Genomic DNA, 15,757 nt, shown 5'->3' with positions numbered 1-15,757 from the left:
TTTATTAGTTAGGCTGCTTGTTCGGTGAACAACTTGCGATAAGACTTTATTTCTAAATCTGATGCGCTTAAACCAAACTGACTGGCTAACTTTTCAAGTTCAACTTTGTAAGTAGCTAACATTGATTCATCATCAGTCATAATCGCAAATTCAGAAAAATGACCAATACCCTCAAGATAATCTAGAGTTACATGGTATTGTCCAATAAAGTAAATACTGCGGATTTTCTTTGCTTTCAAAGATACCTGATAACCCATGGTTTCTAACATGCTTCTTGCTGAATTCGCATTTGTGATATTAGTTGCTTCGCAGCGATCAAATTCAGGACCTTTGACGATCCATAACTTGATCCCTGATGGTTCCATTTCACGGATACAAACACTTTTATTTTGAAATTGTAATTGTTGCTCTGAAGTATCAAAGTACCAATCGGATTCGATATTATCTTGAAGCATTACTTCGTGAGACATCGTGCCCAATTTCTGTAAAAATTTAGATTTTGACTGCAATCTAAATTTTAGCTCTACTTCATATTTACCTTTAAAATGTTCTGAATTCATATATTTTCTTCTCTTGTTTACTATGAAATATTGACGCAATAGCCTCTTGTTATGTGTTGTTCTCTGGGAGGTCCTTGATAACGACAAAGTAATAGACCAAATACCCTATCCAAGAAATAAAGAAGGACATGAGAAACCAAATAAGCTTATGCATGCCTTTTGCTTTTTTAGATGCCAAAGCGAAAACCCAAGGTAACATCCCAATAATTAAAACAATGAAAAGAATTAAAAGTTGCCAAATACTTATGCCGCCCAAAATAGACTCCTTTTTAAATTGATACTACAAAACACATAAAGCTTATTGATTAATTCATCCTACGTTTTCTATGTCTTTGAAGTAAAGCAATTTAATGACTCTTTACACTTAAATAAAAACGTAAATTGTGCGTTAAAAGTACACGAATCAAATGTAAAAAAATAAATCAATAATATCAATATATTAGAGCAGCCCTATATTTCTCAACATAGTCCTTTAGACTGCAAAAAGCCACAGAAAACGCCCATAAAAATGGCTACATCAAGTAGCCATTTTTGTTTGTAGCCAATCATCGTGGGCAATGTTTTGTGTGTTTTTCAAAACATCTTTTTGGAGAAATTCTATAGTCTCAACGCCGGAATAAGGGGCTAAAAATTGTTTACTAAAATGTTGAACGAAGTGAAAACAGCAAACTGTTTTTTTGTCCGTTTAAAGGTCTTGCTATGCGAATTACCACGAGCAACCATTGCATCCTTTTCCAAAATTATAGTCTTCTAGCTTTTCTAAACGCTGTAATTTGTGAGTTAACCTACAGCCCACGTTATAAGTATAAGAGTAATCCCCCTCCTTTGAGGTTGGGGAATAAAAAAGACAATCCGCTGTAACGTATTTTATCCACTTATTTTGTGCATCTACCAATCGGTCTTTGTCTGGTTTTTTAAGATATTCTAGTAGTGTTTGATATTTTTTATCTAGCAACACTACAGCTTTTTCTTCTAACTTCAAAAGGCAGTAATTTCCATGCTTATAGCTCGTCGCATTTCTACATGTCTCATTCCACTCTTTTTTTAACTGCTTGCTATCATCTTCTGCCATGGCAGTGAAAGAAAAAAGTAATAGAACTAACATTTTAAATTTACGCATAATGTTCCTTATTCGCATAACGTTTTAGTATTTATGCGTTGCGCCGTTTGCATGGCACAAACCGCTTGTTGGACTTGGCCTATGCCAGGTTAATGGGTACTCGTTATGCCATAGGAATTTGCTTTTTTTGATGCAGGCTATGGGCTGCGGAGTAGTTTTGAACTGATTATGTAGCTTGATTTGTACGTGTCTCATTGAAATTCCCTTGTCATTATGGTGTTCCATCACATTTTTTAAATCTAGCGGATTCAATGAGGTTAATACGCTCAATTGAGTCGTCATTTGGCTCCGCGCAGCGGCTTAGTTCAACGCCCGCATAAGGGGCTGATAATAGTTTGCTAAAATGTGAAGCGAAGCGGAACCGAGCAAACTGTTAGCAGTCCGTTTTGAGCAGCTTGATACTCATTGAGCCCCCTCCCTAGCAAGCCGCATCAGCGGTATGCTTAAGGTGACTAAACCAACAGGAGAAAGCTCAATGAGATTTTATAATAACTCACATCCATACTACTGTGGTATCGATTTACATGCACGTTTACTTTATGTCTGTATCATTGATTCTAAAGGGGAAGTTGTAGCTCATAAAAAGATAGGTGCCAGTAAAGATGACTTATTACTCATTCTAGAACCTTATATCGGCAATGTAATTGTCGGGGTTGAGTGCATGCATTGCTGGTATTGGGTGTCAGACTGGTGTGCTGAACTTGGGGTTGATTTTATCTTAGGTCATGCGCTTTATATGAAGGCGATTCACGGTGGTAAAACCAAAAATGATAAAGTCGATTCCTTTAAAATTGCCACACTACTGCGTGGTGGTAACTTTCCAATAGCTTATGATTATCCAAGTGAAATGCGCGCAGCTCGTGATCTACTGCGCCGAAGAATGAAGATTGTCCGTCACGGGGCCATGCTCAAAGGTCATGTGGTTAACACCAACAGCCAATACAATTTACCTGCCACTGAACTTAACCTTAAAAACATCTCTGCAAGAAAAAAACTTCGCGAGCAATATCAAGACCCTATCGTGCAGCGCAACATTGATTTAGACATGGCACTACTTGATTGTTATGCAAAGGAACTCGCACAGGTTGAATTGTTCATCGAAAAACAAGCCAAAAACCATAACCCCGTCTATTTAGAACTACTTAAAACAGTACCTGGCATTGGTAAGATTTTATCGCTGACAATCCTCTATGAAATCGGTGATATCAGTCGATTTGAATCAGTACAAAAGTTTGCGTCATACTCTCGATTGGTCAAATGCAAAGCGGAGTCAGCCGGTAAAACCTACGGCACAAATGGCAATAAAATCGGTAATGCTCATTTGAAATGGGCATTCTCCGAAGCAGCGGTGCTTTACCTACGTGGTAATGACAAAGCACGTAACTACCTTAATCGATTACAAAAACGAATGAGTAAAGCAAAAGCGTTGTCTGCACTGGCACATAAGCTTGGCCGCTGCGTCTATTTCATGCTGAAGAACAAAACGGTGTTTGATGAACAACGATTCTTAAAAGGATAAGTCGCGCAATAAGGTGAGCTGAACGTCTAACTAGATACTCTTAAAAAGAGAAGCGAGCATGACCGTGAATGATGTGGCTAATGAAGCAATGACTTCTCACCATCATCACTATGCCAAATGCTATTTAAGCTACATCGCCTTGATTAGACACCTTGTTGGCGCGCATTAATGAATACAATCAACAAAGTCGTTTACACCCTAAATGAGCCTGAAACTAACTGTGCAAAAAGCACCTCTGACTTGAATAGTGCCATCTTAGGGTTAACCGATAAATGTCTAGTGCCCCTGATATTTCAACGGATTGAAAAGAGTCAGGCAGCGATAAGATCGCACTAAGAGAGCCTCTATATGTGTTTGCTGTAAACGATGATTTGACAGCTAAATGACAGACGAAGTAGATGAATTTGTTGATTGATTTTAATTTGACTGCAAAAGCAGTCAAATAAGTTAGGCTCGCCTATTGACTGGTGGAAGGCTCATATGTGTTATGTGTATTATGTACACCACTCTCCGAGTACATCTGGTGAAGAGAAACCATGCATCATAATTTTATTTGGAGTATCACCAAACCCCAAAGCAAACTCATTTTCGTTTTCTAATGTTAGCAACCAGCTATTTTCATGTTTTGCGATTGCCCAAACCTTAGAGCTTTGATATTTCTCAATATCACCGTTCTTTACGCATGTAGATACAACAGTTGCTACGATAGGCGTTATAACATTTGCCAATAACTCTTTAGACAACCTTTCAACGAAGTCTTCATAAGTTTCACCTTTAGGAGTAATGACTTGAGAATCCCCTGCTAGTGCGGCTCTAATTTTCGATAATGCTTCAGACTTATTCATACACATAACGCCGTTTTAGTGTGAACTTGGCTCAAAACCGTAGCGCCATTCATTTAACCTACCATCTGAAGATTCAATTTTATAGATATCCATGATTTCTTCCATGTAAGATAAACCACGATCCATTTCTTCCGAGTCCATATTACCTAGTTGCTTAGCTGCAACTTCCAAGGTTAACCAAAACTCTTTTTCGGTCAAATTATCAGATGAGGATTCTATGAGCTTAAGTAATACAGAGTTTATTGTTTTCTCGGCTGCGACTCTGCTTAGTTCATCAGGTGCTCCAGGATAAAACAGACCTAAGTCTTCAATGAATTTTTTCTGGGATTGAAGTTCTCGAAGAGCAACTTTGACATCACTTCCATTTGATAGCATTTTAATTTCCATTTCGTTGCAGCCTTGAATTAAGCATAAGACTAACAGTATTCGCAAAAGCTTCATTTGTTCACACTAACGCTTTTGTTGTGGGGCGTTGAAACGTAGCGAGGAACGAGCTAAGTGTAACCGTCCCAGCACCGTAGGTGCGAACACCAACTTTTTGTTAGGTGATTGAGCAATAGTCATGATTTTATGAGTACCTTTTGAATCGCTACTGCTTTATTAAATGCTTCACCACGTAATTTATAATTTGTACATGCATTTGCATCAATGACCTTGTACTTTATGCGAGCCCCTTTAAGATCACCATTTTTCTCTAATTGAACAGCTTTCTCGAATATTAATTTGGCTTCACTTTCTTTAAGGCAGTCATTATTAAAATCTACAAAAAATAAAAGAGTTGCTGTAGGAATAAGGCAAAGTGTGGCAACCACTACATTCTTCTTAGCACTCATCTTTGATTACCTAACAGCTTATTGAACGGCTCGACCGATAAAGCCGTCCGTTTAAGTTATTGATTAATATCATCCTACGTTTTCTATGTCTTTGAAGTAAAGCAATTTAATGGCTCTTACACTCAAATAAAAAACGTAAATTGCACGTTAAAAGTGTCAACATCAAATGTAAAAAAATAAACCAAATAATATCAATATATTAGAGCAGCCCTATTTTTCTCAACATAGTCCTTTAGGCAGTAGAAAACCTCAGTTAAATGCCCATAAAAATGGCTACATCAAGTAGCCATTTCTGTTTGTAGCCAATAACAGTTAGATTATTAACTAGACTTAAAGTCATGATTTAAAACATTAAGCTCTTTGAGTTTATTCTCAAGTTTATCCACCTTTTTCATTGTTATGATGGCAAAAGTAAAACTTGAAATCCCCAAAGACATACCTATTATTCCAAATACAAACCCTAAATCTTCCATAATTTCATTCCTATATTAATGAGCATTATTTGAACGACTTGTTAGCCCTTATTTTTAGCTCTTATTTTTAGCTCTTATTTTTAGCAACTTGGCCTCTATAATATTTATTTGCCATTGATTACTATTGTATAGCTGGGCCAATTTCAACGCTTTTTCATAATAGTTAATGGCCAAAATCGTATTGTCCAACTGCTCGTAGGTTGAAGCAATACTTTTTAAATATTCTACCGAGTGATTAAAACGCTCTTCAGATAGTTGTAATATTTTTAAAGCGGACTCAGGCGAATCATAATGTCCAACATAACTCGACTGCATAATAATAAAGCCTTGCTCTGATGCGGGCAGTTCTTTTTTTATCTTTGCCATAAACGCAGGGATTTCGCTGGTTTTTTCTTGGCGATAAAAATATCGGATGGCAGATTTAATGCTTGGCGTTGGTATGGATTGATTAAGGTTTAGTGATAAAGACAGTGCTTTGTAATGCTGTAGTAGTTGCTCTGGTGACATTGACTGCGATAATTCTTTATCCGTAATAAACCATCCCTTAAATATGGCTTTTAAGTTGTCGCGCAAGGCAATTAGCCCGACAGAATTATGATTCTCATTGGGGTATTGTGAAAACTGCCAGTGCGTATTTTTAGGTTGGGCTTCATCCAGTAATTGTAAAACCCCATAGACTCCCTGCCTATTTTCATCGCCTAATGATAAATACAATGAAGTAGGTTTATGGTCATCTTTTTCAATATAGCTTTTTGCCTTTGCCATAATGGCATAATCATTTAACCAAACTGATGGACTCATAGAGACAAAATGGTCAAAGGCGTTGGGTGCCTCAAATAGTGCATTAAGCACAAATAACCCGCCCATAGAATGCCCCACCAAAATGGCGTTATCCGCCACTCTGTAATTGCTATTTATGTAAGGTTTAACCTCTTCTGTTAAAAAACTTAAAAATAGCTCGGCTTTGCCAGCGTCTTCTTTTTTAAAGGGTGCGGTTAACCCCTTGGGTGTCATGTTCTGACGATATATCTCAGTGCCTTTATCGGCGATAGCCACAACAATAACATCTGGAATTAATTGTGCTTTATTTGCTAAAAAATCCAACATGCCGGACATACCATGAAACGTATAATCACCGTCTATAAGGTAAATGACGGGGTAAGTTGCTGCTGAATGACTTAAGTAACTTTCGGGCAGCAGAATTTGAATTTCTCGCTCTTCCTTCAAAACGCTTGATTGTATTTTTACCCGCTCTCCTGTGTTTAGTTCGGCCGAAAAGGAAAGTTTTGGTGTAATTAAAAATAGTAAAGTGAAGACGAGAGTGAGTGTTTTTATCATTATAGCCATCCGTAGGTATAATATTTGTTAAAGGGCTAACAGCTTATTGAACGGCTCGACCGATAAAGCCGTCCGTTTAAGTTATTGATTAATATCATCCTACGTTTTCTATGTCTTTGAAGTAAAGCAATTTAATGGCTCTTACACTCAAATAAAAAACGTAAATTGCACGTTAAAAGTGTCAACATCAAATGTAAAAAAATAAACCAAATAATATCAATATATTAGAGCAGCCCTATTTTTCTCAACATAGTCCTTTAGGCAGTAGAAAACCTCAGTTAAATGCCCATAAAAATGGCTACATCAAGTAGCCATTCTTTTCTTTGTAGCCAATAATCGTGGGTGGCAATGAGTTAGCAAGACGTAAATCTGTATTTTTTAATATTTTTAGTAAGTTATCGCTTTACTGAGTCAAATGCCGAATGCACTATTTTGACTAGTAATTTTTGCTGTTCAAAAGATATGAAAATAGAATCATCGTAATCCCAACATATGCAGCTGTCCTTGGTAAAAACTTTTACCGCTAACTCTTGGGGTAAGCTGTCGGCCCTTTTCAACTCATTTTGAATTATCTCTTCGATGATCAAAGTCTCAGAGGTCGATTCAATACAATACAATTCTGTGGCGTTACTCATAGTCATCCTTAACTAGTGAACTAGTATTACATCAATGTAACCAGTCTATTAAAAGTAGCAGCAAACTAAAGCTATGGACACAAAGATTTAGGCGATCAAAAGTTGCGGTTTAAGATGATCAAAAGTTGAGTCGAATTGAGCATCATGAAATGTAGGGTAAAACACTATTAATTCATTAGCTTAATAGGTTTATTTTTTAGGTGAAATTGAATAGCAGAGATCAAGCCTATAAAACAACAACGTAACCCCCTAAATTTTTCATATGTAGTGAAGCACTGCGCTTCTCCGCCCCCGCAGTGCACCGAGCCAGAAGGACCCATTAAAAAAGTAATGACGAGTAAAAACAAAAGCTACATAAAATTAATCACTTATCAAAAATCACACTGTCACCATCAATAATATTTATAATCACAACTCACTCCACTAACCCTACCTCTGCCCTTCTCAACCAATACAAATAAGACTTCTTGCTATCGAATCCCATCAAGGCCCACTGCCCTTTGCTGATGTAGTGCGTTCTAATGGCCCGTATACATTGTGGTGTTAACCGTTCAATCATCACATCGAACTGCCTAACCTCACGTGGGGGCGTTATCTCGACCACTGCCGAACTACCGTAAACAATCACTTCACCTAACTTGTCGCACTGGCTTCGGCTTGCGAACCCTTGACCATATTCTTGATGGGCCCAATAGTTACCCCAGCGTGTTAACCCATGACGCAACGCTTTCATGTTCAGCGTCACTTGTTGATGCTGCAGCTGCTGCACATTAATCTTCGCCATTATTCTTCACCATCAATCATCGCCCTTATGTCATCAATCCCTAACTTAAACACCTGGGCGCATATTGCCGAAACATCATCAAATGGCACTCTCACATCACCCCGTTCCCAACGCTGATAAGTCCGTTCACTTACCCCATAAATCTCGGCTACTTCAGTCTGGGTTAGCCCGCGAATATTCCTGCCCGTTTTCAAAAAATCAAACCCGCGTAATGCCATTTCGCCCCCAAAAACCTCTAATTGCATATTCTTCTAATAATGATGCAGCGATCATCACAGCCACCCACTGGCAGTCAGGGTTTGACCGTTCTCACTTTTCACTGACGATCTAGGCAATATCTCGGGCGCAACAGAAGAAAACCCACGATAAATTAAATATTGATGATATTGCTCTAACGCTAAACTCATGCCCTTATCCAAGGTCGATTTAACGTACTTACGCAGCAACACAGGCAAGGCATGATTCAACAAACGTTCACCAATCATGGTATCGACACCTAAGTCAGCAACAATGGTCCTGAACAATCGACGTAAATCATGGCTAGTGAAATGTTTAAAGCGGATTTGAGTGTGCCAATCATGAGCACAACGAATGGAAATAGCACCAACATTGCCTGGGAATAAGTAAGCGCGTTTGCCAACATGCTTAAGCTGCCAACATTTATAATGCTGAATAAGTGCCTTAGCAGAATCGGTCATCGGTATACGATGTTCTTCTTTGTTCTTGGCATTACTGGCCGGAATAACCCAATAATCACCCGCAAAATGCTCCCACCGAGCCAAACGAGTTTCGTTAATGCGAGTACCAAACATCATCATCAACACAAACAACATTTGCACCGGCATTACCACGGCACCTAAACGAGTAAACAACTCGGCCAAATCTGACTCAAACAAGCGCGTATCCATGGCATCATTCACTTTGATTGAATACGTCACCCGATAACCAGCAAGCGGATTAGCGTTAATCAAACGAAGCTTTGAAGCCGCAGCAAACACCGCCTTAAGCTTATTCACCACCTCACGAATGTACTTAGGCGCAAACCCCTCAACCAACATCGGTTTAACCAAAATGCCGTCAACCGCAATAAAACTCACTTCATGCAATCGAACATCAGCCAACCTCGGCAACAGATGACACTTGATCATCGACTTAATATTGCTGCGCCAACTCTTGCTATAAGTGGTGTTATTGGCAATATGTTCCTGGTACCACTCAAGCAAACTGCCGACCGAATCAAACTGGCCGGTCACCATGCCGCCCACATTACGCTTAGCCAACATCACCGGTAAATCAGCACATAAGGTCTTAATACACATGCTTGGCCAAGTGCCCACCTTTTGCCAAACTGTCTTACCGTTTTCATTCAATACCAAATGAACACTCGCCCGCGTTCGGCCAGCTGCAGCACGTAAACGAATTTCAGGAAACTGCGGATCACGATAATCACGACTCACCCCAGCACGTAACCAACGCTTTAACGCCGCATCATTTAACTTACCAACCTCAACACCAGATGCCGCCTTTACCATCATCAGGCCACCAACCTATATTCCCAAGCGGTGCACTTTTCACGGCGGCGCTTTTGCTTAACCGAATTGGGCAACTCGCGCCAACGGGCACTTAACGCGGTTTCGCTATCGTGCACCCCAAACTGGTCAAAACACTGTTGTTGGATTTCATACAAGGTGAGAAAACGGTCACCGCTTAAAATCTTCAGCAAACGCTCTTTTTGAGTCAAAGATTGATTACTCATCGTTAGCACTCCTTAAACCAAGTTGACGCCTAAACTTTGCCACCAACGCTTTACCCTCAGCAGGTTCAATCCTGCGGGTAGCACGGGTCGGTAACGCTTTAGGTAACTCAACATCAACCAACTCACCATTGCCGTATTTACGACATAAAATCTCGTATTGGCGGGTAAACATGGTTAATACGTCTTTTTCAATGCCGGTAGCAAACAACCAGGTACCACATTGGCGCACTGCCAAGCCAACAACATCATGGCTCCACTTATGGCCTGCTACATTGTGATAATGGCGCTTAGCCTCACGATATGCCGAATCCAAATCAGGCAAACCATAGTCATAAGCCGTTGGCTGACACCACAACGCAAACTGGCGTGGTGTTGGCCAAAACTGGCGATCACCCTGCTCACGTCTTGCCCGAGTTAATCCCATTTGCACTTGATCACGACTGCTCACACCTTGAACGGCAAGCGTTTTAACCCACTCGGCTTTGTGCAACGACTCAACATCATCCTTAGGCGCACCAACCGGAAACAACACGCGCAGCTTTGCAAACACACTATCGACAATCGCCACATCCATTTCAGACAGCTGGCGATTTGAGCCATTACCCTGCATAGCGCCAACAATTGAACCGGTATTAACCAATGTTTGAATAGACTTCATATCAATGGATCCTCTGGGTCAAAAACTGAGTGACTCCAATCGGCCTTAATCGCTTGTTTCGCAATCAAGCCAGCGTTAACTAACCAATCGAACTCAAAACCAATCCAGCAACGTGAAGCGCATAACTCAAAAACGTCATCAACCGAACAACCCGCAGCAACCGCTTTCACCAAATGCGGTGCCAGGCGATTAATCGCTGTTTGGGTTAACTTGGCTTTTTTCTGTTTGCGAATGGCTAACCAGTCTTTAAAAACTTGGTCACTTGGCAAGGCAGGCCACTTTGAAAAATCCAAAGGTGATTTTTTCGATGTGGTGACTACATCTTTTAAAGATTCATTGACTGGTTCTAAAGTGACTGGTTCTGGGTGCAGGAGATTCACTAGGGGTAGTGCAGCAGATTCACTAGGTAGTGCAGCAGATTCACTAGGGGGTAGTGCGACAGATTCACTAGGTAGTGCAGCAGATTCACCACCTAACCCTGTATTTTCATCAAAATCCAGATGAAAAACATTAGACGAATTACCCTTAACACCCTTGCGATATTCACGACGTAAAAAGCCCGACTTTTCGAGTTTTTTAACATGGTCCATAACGCTACGACGGCTCATTTCACACTGCTCAGCAATGTAATTATAACTAGGCCAACACTCACCCTGGTCGTTCGCGTTATCCGCCAATTTCAATAACACCAACTTGCGCAGCGGATTACCCACTTTCGCCTTCATAGCCTTAACCATTAATTCCATACTCATGGGCGTAATCCCCACAAAACCAACTCAGCAAACGCTAAATTGACGTAACACAAATGCTTGCGTAACATGTAATTGCCTCTCTCTGTAGGTATTAACCCCGTGCTCAGGTCGCCAAACTTAAGCGGGGTTTCTTATTTTTAAAATTCATAACATCACCCATCAAGGACGAATCATGGAACAATACAAACCATCAATAACCGTCGGCGAGTTCAAAGAAATGCTCAGCCACTACCCTGACAACATGCTGCTTGACTTCTCAATGCTCGATTTCAATCGACTAAAACAGCGATCGCCAACGCTAGTCCAAGTTGAATTTAACCAGCAAGTTTATCGAGATAGTTCAAACAACGTGGTGGTTGAAAACCTTGCACAATAGCCACCGCATAGATGCTCGCAACTTCTTGTGAGACTGGTGCATAACTTTCGTGCACCTGTTCTCCCAAAAATCGAGTAAAAGAAACCTTTTCGCCATACTTCTCAATAACCCATTTCTCTTTCGTTTCAATCAAACTGTTATCACTTAACTGAGTCATATCAACCTCGTTTACGCATCTGTACACTGCGCTGTAAGCGCTCATAATCATCACGACAATCTGCATCACAAAAGCGTTCAAACGTCGGTGACTCGCAATAAAAACAACGCCCCGTTAATGGCGGTAATATCGCTTTCGCCTTGGTCAACTCACTGGTTAAATGCAGTTCAGCTAATTGATTAGCTTCATCAACGTTATCAGCCATACTAACCAGCCGACTTAAGTGATTTATTGGTTAAATAAGGAAACTTACGCTCAAGCACATCCAAAGACATTGATGTCACCCCGCGAGATTCACGTAGTTCACGGTAAGCGGTTTCAACTTGATGACGACTTGGGTTAATACCTAAACGAATAACAGCAACTTGTGCATCGCAGTTTTCTTTGGTTAACGTTGCCGCCATGTCATCTGCACTTAACGACATAGCATCACTCACGTGGTCAACAACAACTGTCACGCCAACCATGCCGTAAACATCGTTTAAATACCCAATGCGTAGCTCAACGGGCATAGCTGCCAATATCGCTTGCTCGACATAAAACAAACGCTCAGGTACCGCGTTTTGGTCAGCGTACTGTCCAAGCCAACGGAAAATCTTTTGCGCATTTACTCGAGCATCGTTGTAAATATCATCCGAGTAGGTAAACGCAATCCCCTCTTTAGCCAATACCGTCGCCAGCTTTAAGTCATCAACGGCTTGCACTACTGCAGTGGCCAACGCCGAACGGCTGACTTTGGGTAATTCAAGCCACGTATTAATGGCTTTCATCAATAAATCTAAACGTGATCTTTGTTTCATGCTTTTTCTCCATGCTTACGACTAAAATTAAACTGCTTGCTTGATCTGCGGGTTACCAACTTTGAGTTTACCGTTTGTGATCACTTGAATTTGATAAGCTCGAAGTAATGGGACGGTATCCCCCCACTTTGAAATTGCAGGCTGTGAAACATCAAGAACCTTAGCTAAGCGCCCTTGACCTCCAAAGTGAGCAATAACATCAGCTGTCTTCATAAAAACTCCAGAATTTTAATTAACCAAAATCATATTATAACCAAAGTTAATTTAATTCAACAACAAAATTAACTTTGGTTAGTATCCAAGGTTATAACCTAAGTAATATAATTAACCCATGAAAACACTTGCCCAAAACATCCAAGAAAAGCTAAAAGCTTCTGGTTTAACCCAAAAGGAATTAGCAGAACGCGCCAACATCTCACAGGTGATGGTGCACAAACTCATTTCTGGAAAAGCTAAAGAGTCATCAAAGTTAGTTGCTATAGCAGGTGTATTAGGTTGCACTGCAGAAGAGTTAATGTATGGATTAGAAAAGCATGTTCCAACGAGCAATGCCGAATGGGCAGGCCCAATGGAAACATGGGATAGCAACACCCCACTAAATGACGATGAAGTAGAGATACCATTTTATATGGAAGTAGAATTAGCCGCAGGACACGGTATAGCAGAGGCTAGCGAATATCACGGCCCAAAACTACGCTTTGCAAAATCTACATTACGTAAATCAAGTGTTGACCCAACCAATGCAGCTTGCGTGCGTGTTAGCGGCAATAGCATGGAACCGGTATTACCCAGCGGCTCAACCGTTGGAGTAGACACATCACAAACAGATGTAATCGACGGTAAAATGTACGCTATAAATCACGATGGTATGTTGCGGGTAAAAACTTTATACAAGTTACCAGGTGGCGGTTTGCGCCTTCGCAGCTACAACATCGACGAGTGGCCAGATGAACGCTACGAAGGTGAAGCCATCAAACAAATCAAAATTATTGGCAAAGTGTTTTGGTATTCGGTTTTAATGTAAATCTTTAACTCCTATTATAGTGATAGTTAATAAATGATAAAAACTTCCATAAATACAACCTGTAAACATCAGTAAGACTAAAGTTATTATTGTGTATAAACTTATCCTCAGGGCAATAAAAAAATAGACTTTATGTTTAAAACATAAAGTCTATTTTGAATTTAAGAACTCTATTTAGTTACCGTATATAAGAAACTACAGTCTCTATATGATGTTGAATTGAATGTTTTTTAACTATGCCTAAACCAGGATAATGATCACTCACATGAAGAGCTCTGAAACAAGACAAACCTAAAGTTGATTCAAAATCAAGTGGATTAGTATCAACAAATGAAATCAAACGCCGCAGTGCATCACCAAATTTATCACCCGGTCTAGCGGCGGTAGAATCGTCATAAGATTTGAAATGTCTTATATATATTGAGTTAAATTCATTTTGATTAACATAGGACAAATGAATAGTCACAACATATGCAGGCCCACCAGACTCAGAAAACTCATCACCAGTAATCGTATAGTCACCAAAACCTATAACATTAGCATGTTCATGGAATGTTATGTGTGTATCTGAAAAGTATGAGAAATCTGGGTAATCAGCATTTCTTGACCGTCGATTAAATCCGTCATTAATAATAACAACATTTGAGAAATCACTAAATACAGCAGACTGATAATTCTTAGTAATAATTAATTCAGCATCGGCTAATAACCCTATATGCTCGCGGCTTATCCCCTCTTCAATATAAACAGAGTAAGAATCAAAATTATCAATAAGTTCTTGTAAAACAGTGGTTGATAAACCACTTGTTAAAATGCAGGGCAGGTAATTTAGTTCTTCAGGTAAGGATATAGATTCAGGTTGGGGTGTATCAGTATAATCACCTAAAGTAGGATTAATGATTACAATGGGTATAATACCGACGTCATTCAAAGCTTTAACTGTTTTAATGAGTAATGTATGGTCAATTCTTACTGGCTCTATGATGGGACGAACCAAATCATTCTGTAAGACTTCAGCCATTTCTCTTAAAGCAGCTAACTCAAATTGTTTCCCTCTTAAAATCGGATAGTACATGTGAACTCCCTTCACTAGTATTATTAAACAAATTAATCAATTGATTTTGTAATTTGATGGGTAATTTATAACTTACTCCTGCATTAGTAAGTGAGCGAGGGAAAGCTGTCAATACTTTTTCGTTATTAGACCTCATTCTTTTCATAACTATGCGAAAATGCTCACGTAATTTACACGGGTCAACCGTCTCAAGTAATAAACGGCATTCTGAATAAATTTTTATATTTCCAACATCAGGAATAAAACCAAAAATCGAATCCGTTAATGCCATGTACTCAACAGCTCTCATAGAGTTCATTATTAAATCTACAGAAATTGGAACATGACTTAAATCGTTTGCTTCTCTAACTGTTGATAAATATCCACGCTTGCTAAGTTCAATAATTCCAACATCTTTGGGTATCATCGCATTCAATGTAGATAAGAACTTAGAATCCGAGACTACATATGTATTATCAAAGAGTTTCAAATAAGACTCTAACTGTGCATCCAATCTAGACAATGAGTCAAATTCAGTTTTAATCTCATAACATGTTGAGCTGCCATTAAAAATAACACAATCAGCGATATTCTTTCCTACTCTAAACTCTGTAATCATTGCGGCTGTCCGCAGAGAATGCCTCCCTAACAATCTGTTGTTTGCTATGGTGTTTTTGTAAAAGTATTCATACCTATAGTGTTTATCTAAAGTGGCATATGTTTCTTCAAAAACATCAACAATTGAAATTGTTGATGGCTCTACCATCAGATATTCATTAGCTATACGATACAAAAATGAAAAATCACCAGATGCTAAACGCACTAAGTGATTGCTACTAAACATTTTTGATGCTTCTTGTACTTTCATTTTTCACTCATAAACAGACAAAGTTGGAACTGGAAATAATAAAAATTAATATTTAAAGCTTTTAATATTGAAAGCGATTGTAGTTTGCGCAGCCACTTTTTACTAATAATTTATAAATTTTCCACTAAAAAAAATAATTAACCAAAGTTATTGACCAATTAATTAACCTTGGTTATATTTATGTCGTACCCAATAACTGAGGACG

Annotated in this window: 21 protein-coding genes; 3 read left to right on the top strand and 18 right to left on the bottom strand. The window is 39.3% G+C overall.

The features are described 5' to 3' along the window. Positions 1-8: 8 nt before the first annotated feature. Both cyaB and SFRI_RS08580 read right to left on the bottom strand, forming a co-directional pair. Positions 9-560 carry a class IV adenylate cyclase gene (gene cyaB / locus SFRI_RS08590; RefSeq protein ID WP_011637132.1) on the bottom strand — a complete coding sequence of 184 codons (552 nt, stop codon included), beginning with the start codon at positions 558-560 and terminating at the stop codon, positions 9-11. A gap of 706 nt (positions 561-1,266) precedes the next feature. Next, positions 1,267-1,680: a lysozyme inhibitor LprI family protein gene (locus tag SFRI_RS08580; protein WP_011637130.1), complete on the bottom strand. Its 414-nt coding sequence runs from the start codon at positions 1,678-1,680 to the stop codon at positions 1,267-1,269. A 475-nt stretch (positions 1,681-2,155) separates the two neighbouring features. On the opposite strand from SFRI_RS08580, the gene SFRI_RS08575 reads away from it, so the two are divergent. Continuing rightward, the gene (locus SFRI_RS08575; RefSeq protein ID WP_011637129.1) at positions 2,156-3,199 is read left to right on the top strand and encodes an IS110-like element ISShfr7 family transposase; all 1,044 of its coding nucleotides are present in this window, start codon (positions 2,156-2,158) and stop codon (positions 3,197-3,199) included. A 494-nt stretch (positions 3,200-3,693) separates the two neighbouring features. Here the strand turns inward: SFRI_RS08575 and SFRI_RS08570 are convergent, their stop codons facing one another. The 11 genes from SFRI_RS08570 to SFRI_RS08520 all read right to left on the bottom strand — a co-directional run bounded on the left by SFRI_RS08570 (position 3,694) and on the right by SFRI_RS08520 (position 11,273). After that, positions 3,694-4,044, bottom strand: coding sequence for a hypothetical protein (locus SFRI_RS08570; protein WP_208062846.1), 351 nt, complete (start codon positions 4,042-4,044; stop codon positions 3,694-3,696). 15 nt (positions 4,045-4,059) lie between these two features. After that, positions 4,060-4,431 carry a DUF4844 domain-containing protein gene (locus SFRI_RS08565; RefSeq protein ID WP_244262863.1) on the bottom strand — a complete coding sequence of 124 codons (372 nt, stop codon included), beginning with the start codon at positions 4,429-4,431 and terminating at the stop codon, positions 4,060-4,062. A 173-nt stretch (positions 4,432-4,604) separates the two neighbouring features. Beyond that, a complete protein-coding gene (locus SFRI_RS08560) occupies positions 4,605-4,877 on the bottom strand; it encodes a hypothetical protein (RefSeq protein ID WP_011637126.1) in 273 nt (90 codons plus the stop codon). A gap of 320 nt (positions 4,878-5,197) precedes the next feature. Then, positions 5,198-5,350: a hypothetical protein gene (locus tag SFRI_RS21660; protein WP_167526091.1), complete on the bottom strand. Its 153-nt coding sequence runs from the start codon at positions 5,348-5,350 to the stop codon at positions 5,198-5,200. A 54-nt stretch (positions 5,351-5,404) separates the two neighbouring features. Next, on the bottom strand, positions 5,405-6,688 hold the full coding sequence (locus SFRI_RS08555) for an alpha/beta hydrolase (protein ID WP_041412901.1): 1,284 nt from the start codon (positions 6,686-6,688) through the stop codon (positions 5,405-5,407). Between the two features lie 1,050 nt (positions 6,689-7,738). Next, a complete protein-coding gene (locus tag SFRI_RS08545) occupies positions 7,739-8,107 on the bottom strand; it encodes a hypothetical protein (protein ID WP_011637124.1) in 369 nt (122 codons plus the stop codon). Further along, positions 8,107-8,352, bottom strand: coding sequence for a helix-turn-helix domain-containing protein (locus SFRI_RS08540; protein ID WP_244262862.1), 246 nt, complete (start codon positions 8,350-8,352; stop codon positions 8,107-8,109). The genes SFRI_RS08545 and SFRI_RS08540 overlap by 1 nt, the downstream gene beginning before the upstream one ends. A 27-nt stretch (positions 8,353-8,379) precedes the next feature. Further along, positions 8,380-9,642 (bottom strand): tyrosine-type recombinase/integrase, encoded by a 1,263-nt coding sequence (locus SFRI_RS08535; RefSeq protein WP_011637122.1) that lies wholly within the window; start codon positions 9,640-9,642, stop codon positions 8,380-8,382. Beyond that, entirely contained in the window at positions 9,642-9,863 is a 222-nt protein-coding gene (locus tag SFRI_RS08530; RefSeq protein WP_041412898.1) for a hypothetical protein, read from the bottom strand. The genes SFRI_RS08535 and SFRI_RS08530 overlap by 1 nt, the downstream gene beginning before the upstream one ends. Continuing rightward, positions 9,856-10,521: a replication protein P gene (locus tag SFRI_RS08525; RefSeq protein WP_011637121.1), complete on the bottom strand. Its 666-nt coding sequence runs from the start codon at positions 10,519-10,521 to the stop codon at positions 9,856-9,858. Before SFRI_RS08525 ends, SFRI_RS08530 begins: the two co-directional genes overlap by 8 nt. Further along, positions 10,518-11,273 carry a helix-turn-helix domain-containing protein gene (locus tag SFRI_RS08520; protein WP_011637120.1) on the bottom strand — a complete coding sequence of 252 codons (756 nt, stop codon included), beginning with the start codon at positions 11,271-11,273 and terminating at the stop codon, positions 10,518-10,520. Before SFRI_RS08520 ends, SFRI_RS08525 begins: the two co-directional genes overlap by 4 nt. 172 nt (positions 11,274-11,445) lie before the next feature. Between SFRI_RS08520 and SFRI_RS21250 the strand changes: the two genes are divergently transcribed. After that, positions 11,446-11,649, top strand: coding sequence for a hypothetical protein (locus SFRI_RS21250; protein WP_081430130.1), 204 nt, complete (start codon positions 11,446-11,448; stop codon positions 11,647-11,649). A 158-nt stretch (positions 11,650-11,807) separates the two neighbouring features. On the opposite strand, the gene SFRI_RS08510 is transcribed toward SFRI_RS21250, so the two are convergent. From SFRI_RS08510 to SFRI_RS08500, 3 genes are read right to left on the bottom strand one after another with little or no spacing between them, the layout of a single operon-like run. Then, positions 11,808-12,011, bottom strand: coding sequence for a hypothetical protein (locus SFRI_RS08510; RefSeq protein ID WP_011637118.1), 204 nt, complete (start codon positions 12,009-12,011; stop codon positions 11,808-11,810). 1 nt (position 12,012) lies between these two features. Next, positions 12,013-12,606, bottom strand: coding sequence for a toxin YdaT family protein (locus SFRI_RS08505; RefSeq protein WP_011637117.1), 594 nt, complete (start codon positions 12,604-12,606; stop codon positions 12,013-12,015). 27 nt (positions 12,607-12,633) lie between these two features. After that, positions 12,634-12,819 carry a Cro/CI family transcriptional regulator gene (locus SFRI_RS08500; protein ID WP_011637116.1) on the bottom strand — a complete coding sequence of 62 codons (186 nt, stop codon included), beginning with the start codon at positions 12,817-12,819 and terminating at the stop codon, positions 12,634-12,636. A gap of 118 nt (positions 12,820-12,937) precedes the next feature. On the opposite strand from SFRI_RS08500, the gene SFRI_RS08495 reads away from it, so the two are divergent. Further along, entirely contained in the window at positions 12,938-13,630 is a 693-nt protein-coding gene (locus tag SFRI_RS08495) for an XRE family transcriptional regulator (protein ID WP_011637115.1), read from the top strand. Positions 13,631-13,808: 178 nt separating this feature from the next. On the opposite strand, the gene SFRI_RS08490 is transcribed toward SFRI_RS08495, so the two are convergent. Both SFRI_RS08490 and SFRI_RS08485 read right to left on the bottom strand, forming a co-directional pair. After that, a complete protein-coding gene (locus SFRI_RS08490) occupies positions 13,809-14,705 on the bottom strand; it encodes a sce7725 family protein (RefSeq protein ID WP_011637114.1) in 897 nt (298 codons plus the stop codon). Further along, positions 14,671-15,552 carry a sce7726 family protein gene (locus tag SFRI_RS08485; protein ID WP_011637113.1) on the bottom strand — a complete coding sequence of 294 codons (882 nt, stop codon included), beginning with the start codon at positions 15,550-15,552 and terminating at the stop codon, positions 14,671-14,673. Before SFRI_RS08485 ends, SFRI_RS08490 begins: the two co-directional genes overlap by 35 nt. Between the last annotated feature and the right edge of the window lie 205 nt (positions 15,553-15,757).

The organism is Shewanella frigidimarina NCIMB 400, assembly GCF_000014705.1.
GTDB classification, from domain to species: Bacteria; Pseudomonadota; Gammaproteobacteria; order Enterobacterales; family Shewanellaceae; genus Shewanella; species Shewanella frigidimarina.
Note: the sequence above shows the minus strand (reverse complement) of the source record. Positions and strands in the feature narration are given on the sequence as shown.